The 23286-nt window shown below is 64.3% G+C and carries 21 protein-coding genes; 9 read left to right on the forward strand and 12 right to left on the reverse strand.

Annotation, left to right across the window (positions count from 1 at the left end; genetic code table 11):
- Positions 1-152 precede the first annotated feature (152 nt).
- The 3 genes from NE591_RS08030 (at position 153) to NE591_RS08040 (ending at position 4773) form a co-directional block, all read left to right on the forward strand.
- Positions 153-842, forward strand: a complete 690-nt coding sequence (locus NE591_RS08030) for a hypothetical protein (protein ID WP_256156563.1) — start codon at positions 153-155, stop codon at positions 840-842.
- Positions 843-1049: 207 nt separating this feature from the next.
- On the forward strand, positions 1050-3140 hold the full coding sequence (locus NE591_RS08035) for a SulP family inorganic anion transporter (RefSeq protein ID WP_157012874.1): 2091 nt from the start codon (positions 1050-1052) through the stop codon (positions 3138-3140).
- Positions 3141-3375: 235 nt separating this feature from the next.
- Complete coding sequence (locus tag NE591_RS08040) at positions 3376-4773, forward strand: helix-turn-helix transcriptional regulator (protein ID WP_198161069.1); 1398 nt, start codon at positions 3376-3378, stop codon at positions 4771-4773.
- 80 nt (positions 4774-4853) lie between these two features.
- Here the strand turns inward: NE591_RS08040 and NE591_RS08045 are convergent, their stop codons facing one another.
- From NE591_RS08045 to NE591_RS08055, 3 genes are all read right to left on the reverse strand, one after another.
- Positions 4854-6521: an FAD-binding protein gene (locus NE591_RS08045; RefSeq protein ID WP_114539374.1), complete on the reverse strand. Its 1668-nt coding sequence runs from the start codon at positions 6519-6521 to the stop codon at positions 4854-4856.
- 212 nt (positions 6522-6733) lie between these two features.
- Positions 6734-7297: a hypothetical protein gene (locus NE591_RS08050; protein WP_114539373.1), complete on the reverse strand. Its 564-nt coding sequence runs from the start codon at positions 7295-7297 to the stop codon at positions 6734-6736.
- Positions 7298-7367: 70 nt separating this feature from the next.
- The gene (locus NE591_RS08055) at positions 7368-7580 is read right to left on the reverse strand and encodes a helix-turn-helix transcriptional regulator (protein WP_256156564.1); all 213 of its coding nucleotides are present in this window, start codon (positions 7578-7580) and stop codon (positions 7368-7370) included.
- A gap of 304 nt (positions 7581-7884) precedes the next feature.
- Here NE591_RS08055 and NE591_RS08060 point away from each other — a divergent pair, with 304 nt between their 5' ends.
- A complete protein-coding gene (locus tag NE591_RS08060; protein WP_114539372.1) occupies positions 7885-8325 on the forward strand; it encodes a GNAT family N-acetyltransferase in 441 nt (146 codons plus the stop codon).
- Positions 8326-8361: 36 nt separating this feature from the next.
- On the opposite strand, the gene NE591_RS08065 is transcribed toward NE591_RS08060, so the two are convergent.
- Positions 8362-9006 carry a GyrI-like domain-containing protein gene (locus NE591_RS08065; protein ID WP_114539371.1) on the reverse strand — a complete coding sequence of 215 codons (645 nt, stop codon included), beginning with the start codon at positions 9004-9006 and terminating at the stop codon, positions 8362-8364.
- A 286-nt stretch (positions 9007-9292) separates the two neighbouring features.
- Between NE591_RS08065 and arcC the strand changes: the two genes are divergently transcribed.
- Positions 9293-10258, forward strand: coding sequence for a carbamate kinase (gene arcC, locus NE591_RS08070; RefSeq protein ID WP_256156565.1), 966 nt, complete (start codon positions 9293-9295; stop codon positions 10256-10258).
- A 3-nt stretch (positions 10259-10261) separates the two neighbouring features.
- On the opposite strand, the gene NE591_RS08075 is transcribed toward arcC, so the two are convergent.
- Both NE591_RS08075 and NE591_RS08080 read right to left on the reverse strand, forming a co-directional pair.
- Positions 10262-11965 (reverse strand): bifunctional aspartate transaminase/aspartate 4-decarboxylase, encoded by a 1704-nt coding sequence (locus NE591_RS08075; RefSeq protein WP_114539369.1) that lies wholly within the window; start codon positions 11963-11965, stop codon positions 10262-10264.
- Between the two features lie 156 nt (positions 11966-12121).
- On the reverse strand, positions 12122-12475 hold the full coding sequence (locus NE591_RS08080) for a GIY-YIG nuclease family protein (RefSeq protein WP_114539368.1): 354 nt from the start codon (positions 12473-12475) through the stop codon (positions 12122-12124).
- A 113-nt stretch (positions 12476-12588) separates the two neighbouring features.
- On the opposite strand from NE591_RS08080, the gene NE591_RS08085 reads away from it, so the two are divergent.
- Both NE591_RS08085 and NE591_RS08090 read left to right on the forward strand, forming a co-directional pair.
- On the forward strand, positions 12589-12909 hold the full coding sequence (locus NE591_RS08085) for a rhodanese-like domain-containing protein (protein ID WP_114539367.1): 321 nt from the start codon (positions 12589-12591) through the stop codon (positions 12907-12909).
- Positions 12910-13038: 129 nt separating this feature from the next.
- On the forward strand, positions 13039-13566 hold the full coding sequence (locus NE591_RS08090; protein ID WP_114539366.1) for an adenine phosphoribosyltransferase: 528 nt from the start codon (positions 13039-13041) through the stop codon (positions 13564-13566).
- A gap of 79 nt (positions 13567-13645) precedes the next feature.
- Here NE591_RS08090 and NE591_RS08095 read toward each other — a convergent pair whose 3' ends face one another.
- The 3 genes from NE591_RS08095 to NE591_RS08105 all read right to left on the reverse strand — a co-directional run bounded on the left by NE591_RS08095 (position 13646) and on the right by NE591_RS08105 (position 18109).
- Positions 13646-15190, reverse strand: a complete 1545-nt coding sequence (locus NE591_RS08095) for an APC family permease (protein WP_161128329.1) — start codon at positions 15188-15190, stop codon at positions 13646-13648.
- A 225-nt stretch (positions 15191-15415) separates the two neighbouring features.
- Positions 15416-17326: a fructose-1,6-bisphosphatase gene (locus tag NE591_RS08100; RefSeq protein WP_114539364.1), complete on the reverse strand. Its 1911-nt coding sequence runs from the start codon at positions 17324-17326 to the stop codon at positions 15416-15418.
- A 132-nt stretch (positions 17327-17458) separates the two neighbouring features.
- Positions 17459-18109, reverse strand: a complete 651-nt coding sequence (locus tag NE591_RS08105; RefSeq protein ID WP_114539363.1) for a putative ABC transporter permease — start codon at positions 18107-18109, stop codon at positions 17459-17461.
- Between the two features lie 189 nt (positions 18110-18298).
- Here NE591_RS08105 and NE591_RS08110 point away from each other — a divergent pair, with 189 nt between their 5' ends.
- Positions 18299-19342, forward strand: a complete 1044-nt coding sequence (locus NE591_RS08110; protein WP_157012875.1) for a deoxyguanosinetriphosphate triphosphohydrolase — start codon at positions 18299-18301, stop codon at positions 19340-19342.
- Here NE591_RS08110 and NE591_RS16270 read toward each other — a convergent pair.
- Positions 19339-19560 carry a 4Fe-4S binding protein gene (locus tag NE591_RS16270; RefSeq protein WP_181815543.1) on the reverse strand — a complete coding sequence of 74 codons (222 nt, stop codon included), beginning with the start codon at positions 19558-19560 and terminating at the stop codon, positions 19339-19341. The two genes, NE591_RS08110 and NE591_RS16270, sit on opposite strands and share 4 nt — an antisense overlap.
- A 229-nt stretch (positions 19561-19789) precedes the next feature.
- Here NE591_RS16270 and NE591_RS08120 point away from each other — a divergent pair, with 229 nt between their 5' ends.
- The gene (locus NE591_RS08120; protein ID WP_157012876.1) at positions 19790-20584 is read left to right on the forward strand and encodes a ZIP family metal transporter; all 795 of its coding nucleotides are present in this window, start codon (positions 19790-19792) and stop codon (positions 20582-20584) included.
- 18 nt (positions 20585-20602) lie between these two features.
- On the opposite strand, the gene NE591_RS08125 is transcribed toward NE591_RS08120, so the two are convergent.
- Complete coding sequence (locus NE591_RS08125) at positions 20603-22300, reverse strand: FAD-dependent oxidoreductase (RefSeq protein WP_114539360.1); 1698 nt, start codon at positions 22298-22300, stop codon at positions 20603-20605.
- 97 nt (positions 22301-22397) lie between these two features.
- The gene (locus NE591_RS08130; RefSeq protein ID WP_173112029.1) at positions 22398-23270 is read right to left on the reverse strand and encodes a LysR family transcriptional regulator; all 873 of its coding nucleotides are present in this window, start codon (positions 23268-23270) and stop codon (positions 22398-22400) included.
- Positions 23271-23286: the final 16 nt, after the last annotated feature.

Raw genomic sequence — 23286 nt, forward strand, 5'->3', positions numbered from 1 at the left:
CCCGAATGGCGAGGTCGCGGTAGAGCCTATGAAACGGTAACGGATGGCCGTCGGCCCGCGCCGGCCCGAGGGGCGCTCCCTATAATGGGCGTCGACCGGCCACCCCGCCGATACGGAGGGCGGGGGCCGCCGAAAGAGGAGGAGCGAGAGCCATGGTGCATTCTCTCAAGGAGGCGGAGACGAGGGAGACTCTTCGCCGCTGCCACGCTAACCAGCAGCGCGAGGCGCTGCTTCCCGCGGCATGGACGAAGCCGCCGGCGAACTCGTACAACGTGTTCCTGCTGTTCAACCTGGAGGCGGCGTGGGACGAGGGCCACTGCATCCTGGCGCTGGGCCCGGTGGGCGGCCCCTTGCAGACCTACTCCTACTACCGCCACAGCAGCCAGCTGGAGGCGCCGGGCATCATGGCCGACCTCAAGGAGCCCATGACCTTCGCCGAGCTGCGGGAGCGCTCGGGCTGGATCGTGCACGGCCAGCCGGGGAACTGGTGGAACGAGCACGTGAACTGCGCCATCGCCCTGTGGTGCGACGAGGCGACCTTCCGCGCCGTGCAGGCCTGCGCCGAGGACCGCCGCGCGCATACCGGCACCTACAACCTCATCACCTACAACTGCCTCACCTTCTGCGACGAGGCGCTGGCGGCCGGCGGCATCCACCTGCTCACGGAAAGCGGCCGCGAGCTGCACACCATCGTCCCCAAGGACGCCTTTAGGGACGTGGACCGGGTGGAGGGCGCCCATCCCTTCGAGGCGTGGAAGTACTGGTTCCCCCTCGGCGAGCCGCCGTCAAACGGCCTGCGCACCATCCAGGACGTCCCTGGTCGGGACAAGCCGTTGGAATAAGCGCTGCGATCTCGGCATTTATCTGGTACAATCTCGCCTTTCTGGAAGACGGGCGCCCCATGATGCGAGGATTGCCGAAAGTCGGCGGAGAGGTGGCGTCGGGTGTTGGACGGCTGTGTGGGGTAAAAGGCCACGGACGGCGGCCGGACGAGGCACGCGAGCTGAGCGGGAAACGGGAGACGAGAAGATAAAAAGTGAGGAGGGGCGATGATCGTTGAGGCCATGAAGGGCTATCGAGCGGCCGATCTGCCGAAGGACGCCGTCGCGGGCCTGGTTATCGCCGCGCTTTCCATCCCCATTGCTATGGGCTATGCGGAGGTGGTGGGGCTGCCGGCCATCTATGGCCTGTGGGCCTCCATCGTGGCGCCGCTGGCCTTCGGGCTGCTCACCGGCACGCGGCGGGTGGTCTTCGGCATGGATTCGGCCGCGGCCGCCATGACCGCCTCGATGCTCGCCGCCGCCGGCATTGCGGCCCAGGGCCAGGACGCCATTGTCTCCGCCATGCCCCTGCTCACGCTTCTCACGGCGCTGTTCCTGCTGCTGCTCGGCTGGGCCGGTGCCGGTCGCCTGATCCGCCGTATGCCGCTGCCGGTCATGCACGGGTTCATCTTCGGCATCGCGCTCACCGTGGTCATCGGCCAAGTGCCGCTGCTTCTGGGCACGACGGCCGACACCTCCGGCGCCATCGTGTCGAAGGTCGTCGCCATTGTCTCGTGCCTGCCGGGCGCCTCGTGGGCCTGCGCCGTGGTGTCGGCTCTCTGCATCGCTGGCATGTATCTCCTGAAGCGCTTCTTCCCGAAAGTGCCCTCGGCCATCGTGGTGCTCGTCGCGGCCGCGCTTGTGTGCAACGGGCTGGCAGCGGCGGGGCTTCCCATCGTCTTCCTTCCGCAGGTATCGGGCACGCTGCCCCATATCGCGACCGTGCTGCCCGAGGGGCTCGACATCGTGGCACTGCTTCTGGCCGCCTTCGCCATCGCGGTGGTGGTGTCGTTGGAATCTTTGCTGTGTGTCGAGGCGTTCTCGGCGGGCGATGTGCCCGCGCCGTCTCCCGACGGCGAGATGCGCACCTTCGGCCTGGCCAACGCGCTGGTGGGCCTCATCGGCTGCCCGCCGTGCTCGGCCTCCATGTCGCGCACGGCTGCGGGCATCGCCTCGGGCTCCCTCTCCCAGGTGGCCAGCGTGTTCTCGGCCCTCATTGTGGCCGTGGTCGCCTTCGCCGCCGGCTCGTTCATGGGCTTTCTGCCCCGCTGCGCCCTGTCGGCCATCGTCGTGGTGGCCCTGCTCGACATTGTCGACTTCGGGAAGATCACCACCTACGCTCTAAAGACGCGCCGGGAGTTCATGGTCTTCGCCGCCTCGGCGGCCCTCGTGGTGCTGCTCGGCGCCGTGGCGGGCATCCTGGGCGGTTTCATTCTGGCGCTCGCCCTGCGCGCCGGTCGAGAGAAGATCGACACCTCCGGCCCCGAGCTTTTGGGCGCGGTGCCCTACAAGCCCGACGATCTGCCGGCGAAGAAGGACATCGAGGTGGGCTACGCGCTCGGCATCGCGAAGCTCTCGGGCGATTTGTCCTTCATGAACATCGCGAAGGCCCAGGAGGAGATAGAGGCCGCCGCTGCCGGCAACGAGGCTCTCATCCTGAAGCTGTCGAAGCTCGACACCATCGACACGACCGCCGCCGACAAGCTGGACGAGACGCTGGATTCCCTCATGGCGCGCGGCGTGCACGTGAAGCTCGTGCGGCCCATCAAGGAGACGAGCGACCACTATACCCGCTACGAGCTGCGCCGACTCATGCAGGACTTCAAGTTCTACCCGTCGGTGCGCACGGCCATGCACTCGCTGGCCGAAGAGTACGCGGCCGGTATGGAACCCCAGCGCCCCGACACCTGGCTCGCCGATGCGCCGGCGCCGCGCCGGTTGCGGAAAGTGGCGGCCGAGGCCTCCATCATCGACGGCGATCGTCCCGTGGTGGCCATCGCCGGCTTGCGCAACCACGCCGGCGACGTCGTGGACTCCGACGGCGCCCCCTTTCTGGAGGACATTCGCGGCAAGTTGTCGTTTCTGCAGTCCCGCCGCGCCTTCCAGTTCTCTGCCGACTATTTGGAAGGGGCCGCGCGCGGGCAGGCCGACGAAAACGGGCACTTCTTCTCGAAGCTGCTTTTGTGGGACGAGGTGACCGGCGAGGTGGTGCTCGACTACCGCGGCGGCGCCATGCGAATTTGCCGCGACGAGGCGGTGGCCGTGGCCCTCATGGAGCCCATCGACCGCACCATCCGCGAGTTCGCCCTGGCGCAGTGAGCGTCGCGCTTAAGCGCCTGGCGCGTGGTGAGGGCGCTGTCGGGTGTGCGCTCTCTGGAGGGTGCTTCCGGCTATTCCTCCAGCTCTCGCTCCAGCTGGCGACGGCGGTCGATGGCGCTGTGGAAGGTGGCGGCAAACAGAATGCGCTCGCTCAGAAGTAATATCGATGCTGGGTTCGCGTGCCGTTTTCATTTCGGGTACACTGAAATGCGTCGCAAAGGGAAATGGAGTGGGAATGCCGAAAAAGGGAAGATTGTTCGAAAAATCCGCAGACGCATCAATGGTATTCGTGGTGTTGGCGTTGGCATTCGCCTGGTCGATCGATGCCGGAGCTCCCCTCGAAGGCTATGCCCCCTCGATACGCTTCGATTACCTGCTTTTGGGTTCCTGCTGTGCGCTTGCCGCCCTTATCCCTGGGGCTGTGCGAAAAATGACTTCTTCGGTATGCCCGCGAGGGTTGGTAATCTCGGGGTTTGCGGGGGTTTTGCTGTCAGTGGCGAGTACCTGGGGCGGTGCGATTCTGGCATATGCAGCTGCACTTTGCACGGTTGTCTTCCAAACTGTCGTGCTGTTGGGGTGTTTCGCCAGGCTCTCGCGACTGAAAATGACATTAGTGCTGCTGTGGCTCGCCTTTTGGCTTTGTGCGACGGGGGCTCTCATCGTCGTTATTGCCCTGCTGCCCTCTTCTCTCCATCAAATAATCGCCAACGGCGTGGCGACGGTGCTTATCGTCCTTTTCCTGCTTGCTTCCCGAAAGGGGTTTGTCGTTCCGGGGGATTTGCGGGGAGGTGACATTGACGATAGCGCTTCGCAACCTTTTTTGCCCGTGGGGCTGTTCGTGGTGCAGTTCGCCGTTCTTTTCGTGATCAAGGCATGTGGGGTTATCGCTTCTCCGCACTTTGTCCTTGCATCGGGCCTGGGCTTCGCCATTGCGGCTCTGACGGTTGTCGCTTTCTCCCTCTTCGGAGGCAAGGTCATCAAACTGAAGGGATTGTATAACCTTTCGTTGCTTTGCGCCGAGCTGGCTCTTTTAGCTGCATCGCTGGGAGCGATGGGGTATCTGGCTGCCGGTGCTCTCAACGGAGTGGCCTACGCTTTCTTCGCAGTGTTCTGCTTTGCCGTTTACTGCGCCATCTGCCTGAGACATAGGCTCGATCCGATAAGAATTTTCGCCATCGCCATCGCGTGCGAATGCTTCGCATCGATTGCCGGCATTCAGTTTTGCATGGTCGCGCGCGATGCTGGCATCGACCTGGGAACCATCCTCGTGTTCCTTTCGGCGCTGCTGGCGGTGACCTTCTTGTTCTTGTTCAGCGATGCCCAGTATCGCTCAGATTGGGGAACAAAACGCTCGCGACCTTCCGTTGATAGCGTGATCAAGTACTATTACACTTTGCCGGACGTGTGCACGGCTCTTGCGAAACAGTACGGATTATCGAAGCGGGAGGAAACGGTTCTTCAGCTGCTCGCGCAGAAAAAGACTGCTTCCGACATTGCGACCGAATTGTTCATTTCTATACCAACGGTCAAAACTCATACGCAGAGCATTTACCGGAAATTCGATATACACAGTCGGGCAGAGTTGCTTGCCCTCCTCGATGCCGAGATGCCCGTTTCCGAGGAGGCCGATTAGGCCATTCGTCAAGCGGGCAAGCGCGCCCCGCCCGGTGCCATTGCCCGGGCGGGGCGCGCTGCCTATGCGGGAAGGGCTCGCTAAAGGCCGAGGGCGTCGCAGGCGCTTTCGGCGCAAACGAATCCTGTTGTGCAGGCACCTCCTTGGCATGTTCCACCCATTAATCCATAGGGATAGTCGTTGAAGTACATTGAGCCGTTGTCCTGTCCGGCCGCATAGAGTCCCTCGACGATATCGCCATCGGAATTGACGGCGCGGCACCAGTAATCGGTGCTGACGCCGCCGTTGGTGCCGTAGGCGCAGGCGACGATCTTCGCGGCATAGAAGGGGGCTTTCAGCACGGGAGTTTTTTCTCCGGGCATGGTGCCGAAGGAGTCGGCGTCCGTCCCTGTGGCTGCGTGGTCGTTGTATTCGGCGATAGTGGTGGTGAAGGCGGTGGTATCAATTCCCATTTGGGCCGCCAGACCCTCAAGGGTGTCGTCGACGAATACGGCAGGGCTGTTCTCGCACTCTTTCGCGAAATCTCCTTCGGAAATTCCACTGCCGTAGTTGAAATCGCCGAATCCGCCATACGTTGCGACATGATCGGCGTCGAACACCGCAAAGGCGGCCTTTTGGCTCGATACTGCTGTGTTGAGCATCGAAGTGTTGAGCTCTTCCAGTTTCGCTTCATTGTAGAACCGCACGCCGGCGTGGTTCACGAAGGGAAGTGGCTTGCCTGCGGGCAGGATGGCATCGGGCATATCGACGCGCCAGGAGGGGCACCAGACGGTGAAGATAGTCAGTTGACTGTCCCATGCCGAGCCCTCGATGGTGGTGAGCCCATAATTGACCGTGGTGGGTGCGTGCCGAGCTGCGCCCGCAGCGAGAGCCATGTTGATGCCGTCGCCATCTTGGCCCTCGAAGCTCATGAATTTAATGCGCTCAGCGGGTACGCGCAGCCACTCCTTTCCCATATCCACGTTGCTCGCAAAGCCGCCTGTCGCCATGATGACCGATTTCGCGTTAATGCGAACAATGCCGTCGGCTTCCTGGGCGTAGACGCCTTTGACGGTTCCGTTGTCGACAATGATGTTTACAGCGGGGGTTTCCAACCTGAAATCAAGATTGTCCAAGGTCTCTCCGTACTCCCATAAGGGCGTGAGAACTCCCGTGCCGATGTTCATCCAGTTGCCTTGAGCGTCAACAGGGCTGTAGTGGGGCTTTTTGGGGTTTCCGCTGTAAACCAGGCTGGCACCATGGGATACGGCCCAGTCAACAGCTTTGCCGCTAAAGTCGAAGTAGGTTTGGAAAGCCTCTGTTTTGGCCCCCCAGTTGTGCCAATCCATAAGGGCCGTATAAATGCCGTTGAGATCGCTAGCCTCACCCGTGGCACGTTGCTGCTCTCCATCGAATGCGGTGAGGCCCTCGGTGATCGTGGAAGTTCCCCCTTTGGCAGTTGTCTTCTCGAGCCAAATAACATGGGCGCCGCGCTCTGCCGCCCTGATGGCGGCAAAAGTGCCGGCGCTTCCCGATCCTACGACGACCACGTCTGCGTCTTCGGTACGGACGATGTCCTTCTCGGTTACATCGAGCGTGCGCGCATAGGCCGGGTAGGTCGGGGTGATAACCTGATCGCTTCCCGTTTCTGCCGTAGGTGTGCCCGAACTGCTCTCGGTGGAAGAGCAGCCGACGAGTCCTAAAGCTGCAATGCCCGAAACGGCTGCGCCTCCAATCAAGAAGTTGCGACGTGTAACTGATTTCTCCATGATGCCCTCCTTTACGTGAATGCCTCGCGTCGGTGGATTCCTCGTTGGAACTGCCGACGTCTCGGTGCCATGATCGGAGAAACGAGAGAATCGCGGGCATTATGAATGGGATGAAAAGGCGTCGAAGAGGGATGAGAAAGGGGATGAAAAAGGTCGTTTGACCCGGTTAGGGGCTATTCGTCCACGTACAGCGCGGAACTGTTGCGTGGCGCTTATTCCTCCAGTTTGCGCTCCAGTTGGCGGCGGCGGTCGATGGCGCTGCGGAAGGTGGCGGCGAACAGTACGAACGCCAGAATGAACGCCAGGGTGAAGTACACGATGCCGATGGCGATGTCCCCGCCCCACATCACGTTCTCTATGCCGACGATCTGCACTTCCGCGAGAATGCGCATGGCTGTTGTGGTGATGCCCAGTCCGAGGCCGCACAGAAGGGCCACCAAGGCCACGTAGTCCCAAGGGATGCGATCCGATTGGGCGATGCGCGCGTGGGTGTCGAAGGCGCCGCTGCGCACTTGCAGGTAGGTGGAAATGAGCCCCGAGCCGAGAATCACAATGAGCAGGGCGGTATCCACGGGGAAGACCGATTGGCCCAAAGGCGTGAGCAGGGGATGGCCGGTCGTTTCGGCCACCTGGTTCAGCATGATGCCGTAGTACAGGCACAGCGCCGAGCCGATAATGAGAATGGTGTAGCCAATGGCGGCGCAGCGGTTCGCCTCGGCCGCCAGGCGCTCGTCCTTCGGCCCCATGATTTCATTCCAGCGATCGATGATCTTCATAACGGAACCTCCTCGTTCCAGGGTGGTGTCGTGACGGTAGGGTGGCTTCTGTTTCGAGCATGAGTTCTGCTCACGATGCGTCGTCGTCCCAAAACAAGTCATTCAGGGTGACTCCCAGAGTTTTGCAAATGGCGACGCACAACTTGAGGCTCGGGTTGTAGCGTCCCGCCTCGATAAGCCCGATGGTCTGTCGCGTGGCGCCCACGGCCTCGGCGAGATCGCTCTGGGAAAGACCGCGCCGCGTGCGGGCAACTTTCATCCGCAGGTTCTTCTCTTCTCTCACGAAGCGCCTCGCTCCTTTCTGGATATTTTCCGCCACGTCGCGTTTGGGTGGCGTGCGCCCACGGCTCTCGCAGATTTCTAGAAATGTAAAATATATCTTGCATTTGTAAAGTATATATTGCATTTCAGAGTTGTCAAGGGGGCATGTTGGTTCAGCGGAATGGGAATGGTCGGCGCGGGGAGGGTGTAGGGTACAATAGCCCCATCAGTTGAAATAGGCGGATGAGGGGCCCGTGAGCTGATGCCACGCTGGTGAACTCGATGGATGCCATCGAAGGGTAACGCGACCGAGAGAAAGGCTGGCTATGGAATTGGTTGCGAAGCGGTTTAACGAACTGAGTCTGGACGAGTACCACGAGCTTTTGAAGCTGCGTTGCGCGGTGTTTCTCGTGGAGCAGCAGAGTCCCTACCAGGAGGTGGACGATGCCGACAAGGAGGCCATCCACCTGTACTTCCGCAACGATGAGGGGGCGCTTGCCGCCTATGCGCGGGTGCTGCCGGCCGGCGTCACGCACCCGACGGCCTCCATCGGGCGCGTCATCGCCGTGGAGCGCGGATGCGGCATGGGTCGTCGCATTATGGAAGAGGCCATCCGCGTGGCCCAGCAGGAGCTGAACGCCGACGTCATCACTATCGAGGCCCAGGCCTACGCCCAGGGCTTCTACGAGAGGCTCGGTTTCGTGCGCACCTCCGACGAGTTCGACGACGGCGGCATCATGCACGTGGAGATGAAGCTCACACGCTAGCCTCGCGGTCGCACGGGATGCCGCAGAGCATTCGCGCTAGCCTCGCGGCCGCACGGGATGCCGCAGAACCGTTTTCAGCTTCTCGGGCGCGGTGCGGCGCGGATCCGACAGGTAAATCTCGTGGTGGTGGCGCCCCTCGGCCGTGTCCGACATATCGTTCGCGAGCCCCTGCTCGGCGACGAAGGCATCGAGCAGCGCCACCGTGGCCGGCTCGTCGTCGTAGGGGCCCAGATGCATGATCTGGGCGCACAGGCCCTCGTCGATGGTCAAAAGCTCGGCGGCTGTTGTGTCCAGCCCCTTCTTGCGCGCCGCCTCCGTCTGGGCCCAGGCGAATTCCTCGGGCGTCACGAAGTCGGGCAGGCGAATGGCCGCAATCCAGTGGAACGTCGCCTTGTTCGCGAAGTCGACGCCCTCCACGCCCGGCTGCCACCAGAAGCCCTCCAACGGGGGCACTACGAAATCGTAGTAGCCGTCGATGCGGTGGTCGCCCATTTTCGACATCTTGATGGTATAGGCGATGGCGTACAGCACGCCGACAGCCTCCTTGTAGGCGCCGCCCTCCACGTTGGGATCGCCCTCGCCGCGCACGGCCACAAAGGTCATCGGCGGCACGCTCACCAGTTCCGGCGTGCGTTTCGGCAAGTAGAACTCCTTGTATTCCTTCTTGAAATCGAACGCCACGGAAGCTCCTTCCGATGTAAGGGTGAATTGGCGGATAGCGCTATGCTACCACAGGCTGCGGGTCGGATACTCGCCAAGGGCGTACGGCTTCGGCGCGCCTCGCATCTTCGCGTGTCGTTTGCGTCGACCTCCTCCGACGATCGAGGCGGCTGCTTAGGCGATCGCGTGGCGGCGTCCCTCCCATCGGCGCGATCGGCAACGGCCCCGTGCCAGCTTGCCGTTCGCAAGGCGTCTTCTGCCTTGCCTTTGCTACGGTGGGACGGAGCGTGAGAAAGGAGTTGCGAACATGTTACAGAGCGAACTGGACGGCAAGCGCGTGGTGGTGGCCCTGGGTGGTAATGCCTTGGGGGAGACGCCGGACGAGCAGCTGAAGCTTTTGGAAAACACGTCGAAGAATCTGGCCCACATGGTGAAGGAGGGCATCAACGTCGTGGTGACCCATGGCAACGGCCCGCAGGTCGGCATCATCGACGAGGCGTTCGAAGTGGCGTCGAAGGACAAGGATGCCCAGGTGCCGCCCATGCCGCTCTCCGATTGCAACGCCATGAGCCAGGGATACATCGGGGCCCAGCTCTCCTGCACGCTGCGCAACGAGTTTCGCCGGCAGGACATCATGCGCGAGGTGGCCAACGTGCCGACCCATGTGGTGGTCGACGCCGACGACCCCGCTTTCAAGGATTACGAGAAGCCCATCGGCGCCTTCATGACCGAGACCGAGGCCCGCGTCTTCGCGAAGGCCACGGGATACCAGGTGCGCGAGGACTCCGGTCGCGGCTGGCGGCGCGTGGTGCCGAGCCCCGTGCCCCAGGACATCGTGGAGCTGGAGACCGTCCGCGATCTCATGGAAGACGGCTGCGTGGTGATCGCGGCCGGGGGCGGCGGAATTCCCGTCACGGTGCGCGACGGCGTGCATACCGCCGTGGACGCCATCGTGGACAAAGACCTCACGAGTGCGATTCTCGCCTGGCGCGTGCGGGCCGACATCCTCGTCATCCTGACGGCGGTGGAGAAGGTCTACCTCGATTTCGGGAAGCCGACGCAGAAGGCCCTCGACGCCATGGCCGTCTCCGAGGCCCGCGCCTACATGGAGCAGGGACAGTTCGCGCCCGGTTCCATGCTGCCGAAGGTGCAGGCCTGCGTGAAGTTCGTGGAGGCGCACCCGGGCGGCCGCGCCGTCATCACTTCGCTCGACCACGCCGCCGCCGGCCTGCGCGGCGAAACCGGCACGCTTATCGTGGCTGACGAGAAGTAGCGGCTACTTCTCCGTCTTCCATACCTCGGCGTAGTCGGCCAGCATGGCCGAGAGGCGCTGGCCGATGGCGATGTAGTCGTCGGCGTTCAGGTTCGCCAGCGATACGCGCACCGACCATTCTGGGGCGTCGAAGCCGTGGCCGTCCATGAGCACGACGCCGGTGTCCTGGGCGAGTCGCACCACGATGTCCAGCGAGTCGTAGTTTTCCTTCAGCCACGCGAAGAAGTCGGCACCGTACAGGCGCGTGGCCCAGATACTCAAGTCGATCACCGAGTAGTAGCCGGCGCGCTCGGGGTCGGGCTCAAGCGTCCAGCCGAGGCTCTTCCACAGAAGGCCCAGACGGTGTTGCACGAGCTGCTGCATCTTCGTGCGGTATGCGTCGTGATCGTCCAGCAGGCAGTACAGCGCGAACAGCGACATCATCACCTGCTGGGGCGTGCCGAGTCCCGCCGTGCCGTTTAGGGCCACGAGCCGCGAGTCGGCCACCATGCGGTCGGTGAACTTCACCTTCTCTATATGGTCGGTGAGGCACGCGTAGCGGTTCGCGAGCGCCCGCTTCTTGTCGTCGGGCAGCTTCGCGATGAGGTCGTCGAACACGTTGTTCTGCGCCGTGGCAATGACGGCCAGCCGCCAGCCGGTGGCGCCGAAGTACTTCGAGAACGAGTACACGCAGGCGGTGTTGTAGGGCAGATCGTCCAGAAGCGACCGGTAGTGGGGAACGAAGGTGCCGTAGACGTCATCACTGATGATGATGAGGTCGGGCCGCTCGTTCTTCACGAGGCTGACGAGCTTGGCCCGCGAGGCATCGTCCAAGGCCACCGACGGCGGGTTGGACGGGTTCACGAGACACAACAGCTTAATGGACGGGTCGCGTAGTTTCTCCAGCTCGCTGTCGGGGTACTGCCAAGTGTGCAGCCCGTCCGCATCGATGGTGTTCGCCTGGATGTAGGTGACGTCCAGGTCGTAGTCGTTCAGGGTGGGGATGTTCAGATACGGCGTGAAAATGGGGGTCATGAGCGCGATGCGGTCGCCCGGGTTCACGAGGAAGTTGCACTTCAGGCTGTAGAACAGGTAGCACATGGCCGCCGTGCCGCCCTCGGTGGCGAACAGGTCGTAGGGGGTCGCGGGCGCGTGGCCGTCGTCCAGGGCCTTCACCAGGTAACGGTTGACGATCTCTTGGGTGTAGCGCAGGATGCGGTCGGGCATGGGGTACTCGTCCCCGGCGATGCCGCCGGTCCACTCGTGGACGAGCTCGTCGCCGGCCAGGCCCTCGGCATCCAGGTAGTCCCAGGCGCGCTTGAGGAACTGCGCGGGCTTCTCGCGCCCGTGCTCGTCAAGGAAGGCGAGGAAACGCGCGGCGGCGCCCTCGGCGGCGGGCATGCCCGCCAGGTCGAAGTCCGGCTCGTCCATGGTGCGGCGCGCCTCTTCCATGGCAAAGGCGCCCAGCAGGAAGAAGGCCTCGCGGGGCAGCGTGGTTATCCAGTTCGGGTTGCCGCGCCCGGCGTTCAGCAGGGTGCGCGTGGTGCCCTCATCGCCCTTCTTGGCCATCTTCACCAGGAGGTTTTTCACCTCGAAGGGCGACATGGCCCCGAGGGATTCCTCGAAGGCGCGATCGTCGTTGGCCTTGATGCCGGCCTCGATGGCGGCGGGGGAGTCGGTGGCAGCGGTGCCGGCACCGTGGGAAGTCGAAGGGGTGGAAGTGCTCATGGGGCGTCCTTTCTCGCGTTGGCCCCATTGTGCCGCGCGCGAGCGCAGATGCCCCTCGCGTGCCGTCACCTGTAAGGAAAGTGAGAACCTCGAAGGTTCGTTTTGGCGCAGCCGCTTAAATTGCGCGCAGCCGCTCGTTCAGCCGCACGCAGTCGGTTACTTCCACAGAAGCGAGGCACTCTCGTCGCGCTCGAGGCATAAATCGCGCAGCTGCTCCAATTCCTCCTTGTAGTCGGCGGGATCATCCGACTCGTCGCGGTAATCGAGCTCTTCCAGCACTTCCACCTGGAAGTTCTCCTCACCGTAGCGCCGCCAAAGCTCCAGCAGATGCCGGTTGGGATGGTAATCCGAGTTCAACTTGAACGTGACGCCGTTGGTGTCGCCGGGGATGTTGCGCGATGCCAGAAGGAAGCTCTCTCCCGTAGGCGCGCAGCGAAACGACAGCACGCCCATAGGCGGCCGACTGGTGCGATACGCTTCTTTCAGTTCGCGTTTGCGCTGGTTGTTCATCGATGCCTCCTGTCCGTTGAAATTTAGTGATCGAGAGTGCGCGCGAATAGGCGGGAACGCAGAGTATCATAAGCGGCAGCAAGCAAAAATAACTTCACAAGGAGGATGCAGCGATGGGACTGATGGATTTTCTGAAACCGGCCGATATCAACGCCGGCGTGGAGGAGTTCCGCGCGACGCCCGGCGCGCGACTGATCGATGTGCGCACGGCGGGGGAATACGCGGGCGGCCACATTCCCGGCGCGGTGAACGTGCCGCTGCAGCAGATCGGCGCCATCGCGAGCGAGGTGCCCGACAAGAGCACGCCGCTGTTCGTGTACTGCATGAGCGGGGCGCGCAGCCAGCAGGCGGTCGGCGCCCTCAAGCAGATGGGCTACACCGACGCGCGCAACATCGGCGGCATCGGCAGCTGGCGCGGAGACGTAGAACGCTAGGGCCATCGCTCGGCTTACGGCCCCCACAGGAGAGGACCGCGACGGTTACAGTGAAGCTTCGAAGTTGGCCGAAACCTCGCCAGGCGAGTGCGTCTCAGCGAAAATAGGCGGTGCGAGAAAGGATGCCCCATGCGCCCCTATGAGGAATTAATCGTCGACATTCCGAACTATCCGAAGCCCGGGGTCGTGTTCAAAGACCTCACGCCGGCCTTCGCTGACGCCGACGCCTTCGCCGCCATGGTAGACGATCTGGCGGCCCATTTCGCCGATCACGGCATTACCAAGGTGGTGGGCGCCGAGGCCCGCGGGTTCATCGTGGGCGCGGCCGTGGCGCTGCGGCTGGGAGCCGGGTTCGTTCCCTGTCGCAAGCCGGGCAAGCTGCCGCGCACGGTGCTGCGCGAGTCCTATGCGCTGGAATACGGCACCGACGTGCTGGAAATTCACGCCGACGCGCTCACCTCCGACGATGTGGTGCTCATCGTGGACGATCTGGTGGCCACGGGCGGCACCACGACGGCCATGGTGCGTCTCGTTCGCGCAAGCGGCGCCCGCCTCGTCGGCTTCGGGTTTGTCGTGGAGCTCGCCTTCCTCGACCCTCGTGCCGTTATCGCCGCCGAGACCGACGCCGAGGTATTCTCGCTCGTTGCCGTTGATTAGACAGCTAGGGCGCGGCCCCCGGAGGCAGCTACGGCGCAGCGTCTGGCAGATGATAGGAAGAGCGAGAGAGCCGCTCTTCCTATCCCAAAAACAACAGGTTCATCAGCACGTTGAGGGCGAACAGTCCTACGATGATGAGCGCGAACAGGCCGATGCGGCGGGTGTCGCCCACCGCGAGACCGGTTTTCGGGTCGATCGGGTGCGCCGAGGGGTTCTCCATGGTAAGGCCGCCATAGACCTTCTTGAAGATGACGTAGGCGACAACGCCCGAGACGAGGAACGCCACGGTGGCGAAGAAGTTCGCGACGGGGTTCAAGCACAGGGTGAACGTGGCGATGCCGAAAGCCAGCGCCGAGTACAAGCGCACGCCCACCTTGCCGCCGCCGATGACGAACATGTCGGCGGGGCGATCCTGCACAGGGTACATTTTCCGCAGCTTCAAGACGATGAAACCGAGGAACATGTAGCGCGCCAAGATGAAGATGATGTTCATCTCGATGATGGTGGTGAAGTCGAACTGCGAGAAGATAAGCGATGAGACGGCAATGGTGAGCACGCCGATGTAGGGGCTGCGACCTGCGCGATCGACTTTGCGGATGAAGCGAGGGAACAGGTTGTCCTCAGAGAGCACCCAGAAGCTGCGCGATCCGCTCGCCAGATACGTGTTATAGATCGTGCACTGGCTCATAATGGCGATAACAAGGAACAGCACGACGCCGGAGTGCCCAAGCACCGTCGAGAAGATCGTGCCGTAGCCCAGCACGTCGGAAGAGAAGCCGCCGTCGATGCCCCATTGGGTCCAAGAGCCGGCCGGGTAGGCCGCAAGGCAGGCGAGGGTGGGCAGCACGTAAGACAAGGCGATGAGCGGCAGCGCGATGCGGAAGCCCTTTGCCACATTGCGGGACGAGTCCTCGTATTCGCCGGACATGGCGGCAATGCACTCGTAGCCGCAGTACATCCAGATACCGATGGAAAGCGAGTCCACCAAACAGCTCATAGGGGCCTCGGGGTTGGCAAGGATGGGGTCGAAGGGGTTGGTCTGCCAGTTGACGAGGCCGAACACGACGGCCATGCCGAACACGAGGATGATGAGCACCGAGAAAAACGAGCTGATGCGCTCGACTTCCACAAGTCCCACCAGGTTGATGACGGTGAAGCTCGCCACGACGAGCAGCTTCACGCCGAAGGTGCCGGCATCGTCCAGCGAGAGCAGCTGCGAGGTGTAGCCACCGACCATGGCGATGTAGGCGCCCGATGAGATGTAGGTGTCCATGGAGGTCCACCAGCCGGCCTGAAAGCCCCAGAATTCCCCGAAGGTCTCCTTGGCCCAGGCGTAGATGCCGCCCTCGCGCGGCAGAATGGCGTTGGCCTCGGCAACGAGGCGACTGATGGGGCGCGCCCAAACGAAGGGCAGCACGATCAGAATGATAAGAGTGAGGCCCGGGCCGGCGGAGGGAATGATCTCCTCGATGCCGAAGGCACCGGCCGATACCAGGCAGAAGAGCATAAACGCAATGCCAAGAGCGCTGATTTTGCTCTTGCGGAGGTTGCCGACGGTTCCATCAGGAGAAGCCGGCGGGAAGAAGTCTTCGCTGCCCGGAGGGAGCGCATCTTTGGCAGACAAGCTCAAACCACCCCAATCGTTGTATGAGAAATGCGACAAGGACGAAGTGTAGCCCATCGGGGGTGGTTTAGCGAGGGATGTTTCGTGCATGCGCACAAACGGCCGCCCCGCGGTGACGACGGCTCTTCGCGCGAAGCAATCGGCGTCTTGGCGCCCCTGGGGCGGCGTTGCAGTGCCGGCTTCAATTGCCCGAGTAGGGGCTCATCGAAGCCGGCGTGCGGGCAGCTAGAGCAAGGTGCGCAAAAGCGCGATGCGTTCGCGCAGGCACGCTCCCTCGTCGGTGTCGGCCACCGTGCGGGGCATGTCGTAGGCGGCAAGCACGCGGCGCTCGGCATGGATGTCGGCGGTACCCTCCACGGCGGCGTCGCGGGAGATGAGCGGCTCGTTGGCATCGAGGAACAGCCCCTCAGCGTTCGAAACGAGCGTAAAGCCCGCCAGTCCCGTCGTCTTCTGGTAGGCCGCCGAGAAGCCGCCATCGATGCAGAGCACCCGCCCGCCCGCCTTCACGGGGTCCTCGCCGTCCTTCACCTTCACCGGCACGTGCCCGCAGATGATGCGCGAGGTGGCCGGATCCATGCCGAAGTCGCGGAAGATGCCGTCGACGACCGCTTCGTCATCGAGCAGCGAGTAGAACGGGTTCTTCACTTCTTTGCGGGCCGCTTTGTCGGCGATGAGGTACAGCTCGAAGGTGGCCATCTTGCTCTTGGCGAACAGGGGCGAGCCAGGGCCGAGCCACAGGTACCACAGCATGTCGAGCCCGCGCTTGCGCTCGGCCTCGTCGGTGGCCGAGAACGCCGCGCGCACCGAGGCGTCCACCATGTCGTAGAGGGCGCGACCCCGGTAGGTCTTGCCGAACAGGGTCACTTCCAGAAGCGATCCGTCGTCGGCCAGGGGCACGCAGGCGTGCAGCATGAGGTTGCCGTTCTCGATCTTGTACAGGCTGCCCCGATCCAGGAAAAAGCGCATGTGGCGCTGCAGGCGCTCGCTGCCGGTGAACGCGGCGCACAGCTGCTCGATGACAGCGGCCTCGTCCTCGGTGAGGCGGTAGGGGTCGTCCCAGTCGACGGTGGGGAAGGTTGTGTCCAGCAGCTCGTACTCGACGCCGTCCACGACGACCGTTCCGCGCTTACGGTCGATCAGGTGCAGAAGGTTGCGATCGTCCAGGCCGAACGAGGGGTTCTCGGCGATAAGTGCCGCCTCCACCTTGAACTGGATAACGGCCATGGCCTTCTGGACCTTCTCGGTGAGGCGCGTCTCGGCCTCGGAAAGCCCCGGATTGCCCTTCAGGGCAAAGGCGGCGCAGGGGTCGTTCGCGTAGGCGTCGGCGGCGAAGGTGGCCAAGGGGCGCAGGTTGATGCCGTAAGCGTCCTCCAGAATGGACAGGTTGCCGTAGCGGGCGCAGATGCGCACAACGTTGGCCACGCTGCCGGGGCTGCCGGCAGCGGCGCCCATCCACAGGATGTCGTGGTTGCCCCACTGCACATCGACGTTGGGGTAGGAGAGGAGCTCGTCCATGATGAGCTGGGGCGCCGGCCCGCGGTCGTACACGTCGCCGATGAGGTGCAGCTGGTCGACGACGAGGTGCTGGATGAGAGCGCCCAGCACCTCCAGGAGGGCCGGGCCCTCGCCGGAGGCGACGAGGCTTTCGATGATCGCCTCGCGATAGGGCTGTCGGGCCGGCGTGCTGCGCCCGGCGACGAGCTCCTCAGCGATGGCGAGGTCGTCAGGCAGAAGCGCGCGCACTTCGTCGATGGTGCGGTCGCCGGCGGCCCGACGAGCGATTTTGGCCAGGCGCGCGGCGGCTTCGGCAAGCCATGCGTCGGCGTCTTCGACGTGCCCCAAAGCGTAAGCGCAATGTTCGGCAGGATAGCAGGCGAGTGCGAGCAGCGCGGCTTTCTCGTCGTCGTTCAGCGTGCTGCCGAAAACGTCCTCGATGAGCGCGCGCACCGCGCCTGAGCCACCGCGCAGCACATGGGAGAAGGCGTTGTACTCGCCGTGGATGTCCGAGGCGAACAGCTCGGTTGAGCGCGGTAGCGTAAGGCGCCCCTCCAGCTCCGCGATTTCCGCCGCCACGTCGGCTCGTGTCGGGTACAGCTCGGAAAGTGCCTCCGTGTACGCCCACCCGCTTGCTTCCATAAACGCCTCCTTGCGTCCGTGCCCCGCGTCAGTTGCATCGCCCTATTGTATCTGCTTGGGCGTGCCTGTGCAGCGCGGGCGCGCAAAATTGGCGCTTCGGAATGCGAGAGGGCGGGCGAGTCGCATTGCTGCCTAGTACTTCTCCCAGAGCTTCAGCTCCAGGTAGGAGGCGGTCACGCAGGCGGCGAAGCCGACGATGATGAGGGCGAAGGCGACGTTGGCCGCCTTGGGGGAGAGCCGCGAGAAGCCCTCGCAGACGAGCGGGAAGATGACCCATACATATATCATGGCCACCAGTCCGATGAAGAAGTCGTTCACGAGCCACGCCTGGCCGAACACGTTGCCTGGCAGTTGGGAGTTGTCCCAGAAGGGGTATTCGCCGGTCGTGGGATCGGGCTGGTTGATGAGCCAGCCCATGACCAGCTCCAGCACCATGGCCGCGAGAATAGCAATGACGAGCGATTCCAGAAACGCGCCCCACAGCGTTTTGCGGTGCAGGATCAGCCGCTCCTTCAAAGGCTCGATGAGCAGCGTCATGAACACCGCGCCGAAGCCGTAGACCCAGTAGGGGTGATACCACGGGTCGGTCCATACGGCGTAGTCGTCGGCCACAATGCCGAAGAGGCGGTCCATAAGCCAGCAGTAGGGCATCTCGAGCCAATGCCCCAAGATGCAGCACAGGCAGAAGCAGACGATAAGCGCGCGCCAGAAATCCCACGTGCGCGGCGCGAAGTAGCCTATCTCGTCTTTCTCGGTCAGTTTATGTATCCTGAGAAACGCCATGGCTGCTTCTTCTCTTCGGCTCCTTCGACCCCTTCGGACGGTCGATAGCTCAAGGGTACTCCCTGAAACGCCCGCGCGACGCCGCGATCGCCTTCCATCGTTCAGCTTTTGACTCAACGTTGCTTGCCTGTTGCCGAACGGGCTTTCTGGAATTTGCTACACTGAGAACATCCGTGGAAGGGAGGATGTATGCGCGTTGTGTATCGGGAAGACCAGCAGCAGCGGGAGCACGAGGTGCTCTCCGAGGAGGCCGCCTTCGCCGACGGCACCGAGGGGCGCCGCTCCTCCAGCGAGCCTGACGCGCTGCGCACCGACTACCAGCGCGATCGCGACAAGATCTTGCACTCGAAATCGTTTCGGCGGCTTTCCCACAAGACCCAGGTGTTCCTCGCTTCCGAGGGCGATCACTTCCGCACGCGGCTCACGCACACGTTGGAAGTGGCGCAGATTGCCCGCACCATCACGCGGGCGCTCGGGCTGAACGAGGATCTGACCGAGGCCATCTCGCTCGGCCACGATCTGGGCCACACCCCCTTCGGACATACCGGCGAGGCGGCGCTGGCCGCGTGCCTCGCGCGCCATAAGGGGCTCGCGCCCGGCACGCCCGAGGCCGCGGCGCTCTACCGCCACAACGAGCAGTCGGTGCGCGTGGTGGAGCGCATCGAGAACGGCGGCGCGGGTCTGAACCTCACTTTCGAGGTGCGCGACGGCATCTTGAACCATACGGGCGACCTGCAGGCCGAAACCTGCGAGGGCCGCATCGTGGGCACCGCCGATCGCATTGCGTACGTGAACCACGACATCGACGACGCCATCCGTGCAGGGATTCTGCGCGAGGCCGATCTGCCGGATACGACCCATCGGGTGCTCGGCGCCAACCACTCGGCCCGCATCGAGACGCTGGTCACCGACATGGTGCGCACCTCGGCAGAGACGGGGGGTATCGCCATGAGCCCCGAGGTGTGGGACGCCATGATGGAGCTGCGGGCGTTTCTGTTCGAAAACGTGTACACGGCGCCTTCGGTCATGGCCGAGGTGGAGAAGGCGAAGCACTTGCTGGCGGATCTGTTCGACTACTACGCCGCGCATATCGACGAGGTGCCCGAGGACTACCGCGCCATCTCCGAGGGCGACGATCTGCGTGCCGTCACCGACTACATCGCCGGCATGACCGATCGCTACGCCACCGCCACCTACCAGCGCCTGTTCATCCCCCACGCCCTTTCGTATTAGAGAAGGCGGCGGCCCTTCTTCAGCTGGTACAGCTCGTAGGGGCGCGTGACGGCGCCGAGGCGGCAGGCGCGGAAGCACATCCCGCAATGGCGGCAAAGCGTCTGGTCGATGACGGGCACGGGGCTCGCCGTCGTAAGGGCCCCGTGGGGGCACACTTTCTGGCAGGCTCCGCAGCGACAGCACAGGTGGTTGTCTATGACGTAGTAGGTCTGGCGCACCGTCTCTCCTTCGCTCCTCGTTGCGGCTGTCGTCGGCCGGCCCCGAATCGTGTTGGCGTCATGTCGCGGATCCTCTTTCGGCGTCGATGCCAGTGTAGCAGGTCGCGGGGCTCTATCTCTACAGGGCAACAACGCATGAAGGCTGATGCCATTGTATCGATGGCGGTACGCTATGCTTGTTCCGCGACGGCGTCAAGAAGCCGTCGAGAAAGTTGGAAAGGAAGCAGCGATGGAAAATCCCGTGGTCGCAGGCGTGCTCGTGGCGCTCATCGTGCCGTTTCTGGGGAACACCCTGGGGGCGGCGCTCGTGTTCCTCATGCGCCATGGCATGTCCGAGCGCTTCACCAAGGCGCTTTTGGGCTTCGCCGCCGGCGTCATGATCGCCGCCAGCGTGTGGAGCCTCATCACGCCGGCGCTGGAGGCGGCCGAGGGAGGGCCCGTGCCGGCGTGGGCGCCGGCTGCCGTGGGCTTTCTCGGCGGCATGCTGCTGCTTTTGGCCATCGACCACTTCACGCCGCATCTGCACGTGGGCTCCGACGAGCCGGAGGGGCCCGTCACCACGTTGAAGAAGCCCACGATGATGTTGTTCGCCCTGGCCATCCACAACCTGCCCGAGGGCATGGCCGTGGGCGTGGTGCTGGCGGGCTTTCTGGCGGGGGATCCCACCATCACGCTTGCCTCGGTGGTGGCGCTCTCCCTCGGCATCGCCATCCAGAACGTGCCGGAGGGCGCCGTGGTGTCGCTGCCGTTGACGGCCAACGGCATGTCGCGGCCCAAGGCGTTTCTCGCCGGCACGTTGTGCGGGGCCGTGGAGCCGGTGGGCGCCGTGCTCATGGTGGCCATCACGGGGCTCGTGACCCCGCTTCTGCCCTACGTGTTGGCCTTCGCCGCCGGCGCCATGATGTACGTGGTCACCGAGGAGCTCATCCCCCAGACCCAGCAGGGCCGCCACACCAACATCGGCACCATCGGCGTCGCCTTCGGCTTCGTGCTCATGATGGTGCTCGATGTGGCGCTGGGGTAGGGGAGGTTGCGGACGCTTCTAACAGGCGTCGGCGCCGCAGGGGGTGGCGCGTTCGATGAGGCGCGCATCGCCCGTGACGATGTCATAGAAGCGCAGGCCCCCGGCCAAATGGCTCACGCCGGCAAACCCGTGGCCCGCCAACATGCGGGCGGCCACGTAGCTGCGCAGGCCGCTTTGGCAGACGAGGCGCACGGGCAGCGCGGGATCCAGCTCGTTTAAGCGCTCGCGCAGTTCGTCTAAGGGGATGTTGCGGAAACCGGGCAGGGCGCCGCGCTCGAACTCGGCGGGCGTGCGGATGTCGATGAGCTGCACCGACCCGTCGCGCGGCAGCTTCGCCACCTCGTCCCAGCGGTACTGGGACACCAGTCCCAAGGCGAGGTTCTCCACCATGAAGCCGGCCATGTTCACCGGGTCTTTCGCGGAGGAGTAGGGCGGTGCGTAGGCGAGGTCGAGGTCCTTGAGCTGGATCGCGGAAAGCCCCGCGAAAATGGCCGTGGCCAGAACGTCGATGCGCTTGTCGACGCCCTCGTAGCCGATGGCCTGGGCGCCGAGCAGGCGGTACGTCTCGCGCTCGAACACCACTTTCAGCGTCATGACCTTGCCGCCGGGGTAGTAGCCGGCGTGGCTCATGGGGGAGAGCACCACGGCGTCGTGCGCGATGCCGGCGCGCTCGCAGGCGGCCTCGGAGAGCCCGGTGGCGGCGGCCGTCAGGTCGAACACCTTGATGACGGACGTGCCCTGGGCGCCGGCGAAGCGGCTGTCGAGCCCGCAGATGGCGTCGGCTGCTACGCGCCCCTGCTTGTTTGCCGGCCCGGCGAGCGAGATGAGCGCGTCGTCGCCGGTGACGAGGTGGCTCACCTGCACGGCGTCGCCTACGGCGTAGATGTCCTCGACGCCGGTCTCCATGCGGTCGTTCACGACGATGCTGCCCTTGATGCCCGTTTGAAGCCCCGCCGCATCCGCAAGGGCCGTATCGGGCGTGACGCCGATGGCGAGCACCACCATGTCGGCGCGCAGCGGCTCTTCGCCGGCCAGGAGCACGTCGACGCCGCCATCGCGCTCCTCGAAGCCCTCCACGGAGCGCCCCAGCGCCAGACGCACCCCGTGGGCGCGCATCTCCTGGTGGATGAGGGCGGCCATGTCGGCGTCGAAGGGGCTCATGAGGTGGCGCGGCCGCTGCACGATGGTCACGTCCAGCCCCAGCTCGCGCAGGTTCTCGGCCACTTCCAGGCCGATGAACCCGCCGCCGCACACCACGGCCGAGCGCGGGCCCTCCGCATCGATGAAGTCCTTCATCGCGAAGGTGTCCTCGACGGTGCGCAGGGTGAAAAGCCGGTCGAGCCCCGTGCCGGGAAGCTTCGGCTGGGTGGGTCGCGCGCCGGGCGAGAGGATGAGCTTGTCGTAGGGCTCCTCGAACACCTCGCCGGTATCCAGGTTGCGCACGGTCACCACATGGCGCTTTGCGTCGACGGCCTCCACCTCGTGGCGGGTGCGCATATCCACGTTGAAGCGGGCGCGGAAGCTCTCGGGGGTCTGCAGGGTGAGGGCGCTCTTATCGGCGATGGTGCCCCCGATGTAGTAGGGCAGCCCGCAGTTGGCGTAAGAGATGTAGCCGGACCGCTCGAAGACGACGATCTCGGCGCTCTCGTCCAGCCGCCGCAATCGGGCCGCCGCAGTGGCCCCGCCGGCCACGCCTCCTACGATGACTACTTTCATGGAAGCTCCCTTCTCGCGATTTCTCCTGCCCGTAGCATAGCAGAGCCTCGTCCCCGCCGAAACCAGCTCGTAGTCCTTGCTGCCAAAGTCCATGCCACTAGCGGGCCTCACGTTGAAGGCGCGGGACGGCGAAGGCCTCGAAGGCGGCGAGCGCCGGGGAGGGGCGCCCGGGCGGCGCGGCGATGCCGATCTCCACGATGCGCGCCGGCGCCAGGGGCACCACGGCCACCTCGGCCTCGGCGGTGCGGGCGTAGATGTCGTTCATGAGGGCGATGCCGAGCCCCGCCTCCACCAGCGCGAAGGCGGCGGAGGTGTCGTGGACGGCGTAGGCGGCCCGCGGGCGGATGCCGGCGGTGGCTAGGGTGCGCGAGTTGTCGCAGTCCTCGCCGGGGTACAGCTCGACGAACGGCTCGTCGAGCAGACGCTCGATGGGGAAGGCGTCGGCTTTGGCCAGCGGGTGGTCTGGCGGCAGCACGGCCACCATGGCGTCGTGGGACAGCGGCGTCCAGCGGCAGTCGATCTCGCGGCGGCTCATAAGCGAGAAGTCGATGGCGCGCTGCGCCATGCCGGCCGCCAAGGTGGAGCTGTTCGCGTGCTCGATGCGCACCTGGATGCCGGGGTGCTCGGCGCTGAAGGCGGCAATGGTGGAGGCTAGGGCGCGGTAGAGCGGTCGGTAGGCGCTGCCCACGGTGAGCGTGCCTGCCTCCAGGCCGCGCACGGCGGCGGCCTCGTCGCGGCAGGCCCGTCCCAGGGAGGCTAGCTCGGCGAAGCGGGGGCGCAGCGCCTCGCACTCGGGGGTGGGGGTCACGCCGCCCTTGCCGCGGACGAGCAGGGGCAGCCCCAGCTCCGCCTCCAACGAGGCCACCAGCCGGCTGACGCCCGAGGGCGTGTAGCCGAGCGCCTCGGCGGCGCCGGAGAGGCTGCCCTGGTCGATGGCGGTCAGAAGCACGGTGCATTTCTCGGTGTCCACGCCGGCCTCCTTCTTT

The organism is Adlercreutzia sp. DFI.6.23, assembly GCF_024462535.1.
Lineage (GTDB): Bacteria > Actinomycetota > Coriobacteriia > Coriobacteriales > Eggerthellaceae > Adlercreutzia > Adlercreutzia rubneri.

What these genes read in the sequence shown, in the direction of transcription:
- NE591_RS08085 (WP_114539367.1), top strand. Translation starts at nt 12,589, where the DNA reads ATGGGACTGATGGATTTTCTGAAACCGGCCGATATCAACGCCGGCGTG.
- NE591_RS08075 (WP_114539369.1), bottom strand. Translation starts at nt 11,965, where the DNA reads ATGAGCACTTCCACCCCTTCGACTTCCCACGGTGCCGGCACCGCTGCC.
- NE591_RS08050 (WP_114539373.1), bottom strand. Translation starts at nt 7,297, where the DNA reads ATGAAGATCATCGATCGCTGGAATGAAATCATGGGGCCGAAGGACGAG.
- NE591_RS08080 (WP_114539368.1), bottom strand. Translation starts at nt 12,475, where the DNA reads ATGAACAACCAGCGCAAACGCGAACTGAAAGAAGCGTATCGCACCAGT.
- NE591_RS08100 (WP_114539364.1), bottom strand. Translation starts at nt 17,326, where the DNA reads ATGGAAGCAAGCGGGTGGGCGTACACGGAGGCACTTTCCGAGCTGTAC.
- NE591_RS08035 (WP_157012874.1), top strand. Translation starts at nt 1,050, where the DNA reads ATGATCGTTGAGGCCATGAAGGGCTATCGAGCGGCCGATCTGCCGAAG.
- NE591_RS08105 (WP_114539363.1), bottom strand. Translation starts at nt 18,109, where the DNA reads ATGGCGTTTCTCAGGATACATAAACTGACCGAGAAAGACGAGATAGGC.
- NE591_RS08060 (WP_114539372.1), top strand. Translation starts at nt 7,885, where the DNA reads ATGGAATTGGTTGCGAAGCGGTTTAACGAACTGAGTCTGGACGAGTAC.
- NE591_RS08120 (WP_157012876.1), top strand. Translation starts at nt 19,790, where the DNA reads ATGGAAAATCCCGTGGTCGCAGGCGTGCTCGTGGCGCTCATCGTGCCG.
- NE591_RS08040 (WP_198161069.1), top strand. Translation starts at nt 3,376, where the DNA reads ATGCCGAAAAAGGGAAGATTGTTCGAAAAATCCGCAGACGCATCAATG.
- NE591_RS08090 (WP_114539366.1), top strand. Translation starts at nt 13,039, where the DNA reads ATGCGCCCCTATGAGGAATTAATCGTCGACATTCCGAACTATCCGAAG.
- NE591_RS08110 (WP_157012875.1), top strand. Translation starts at nt 18,299, where the DNA reads ATGCGCGTTGTGTATCGGGAAGACCAGCAGCAGCGGGAGCACGAGGTG.
- NE591_RS08045 (WP_114539374.1), bottom strand. Translation starts at nt 6,521, where the DNA reads ATGGAGAAATCAGTTACACGTCGCAACTTCTTGATTGGAGGCGCAGCC.
- NE591_RS08030 (WP_256156563.1), top strand. Translation starts at nt 153, where the DNA reads ATGGTGCATTCTCTCAAGGAGGCGGAGACGAGGGAGACTCTTCGCCGC.
- NE591_RS08125 (WP_114539360.1), bottom strand. Translation starts at nt 22,300, where the DNA reads ATGAAAGTAGTCATCGTAGGAGGCGTGGCCGGCGGGGCCACTGCGGCG.
- arcC (WP_256156565.1), top strand. Translation starts at nt 9,293, where the DNA reads ATGTTACAGAGCGAACTGGACGGCAAGCGCGTGGTGGTGGCCCTGGGT.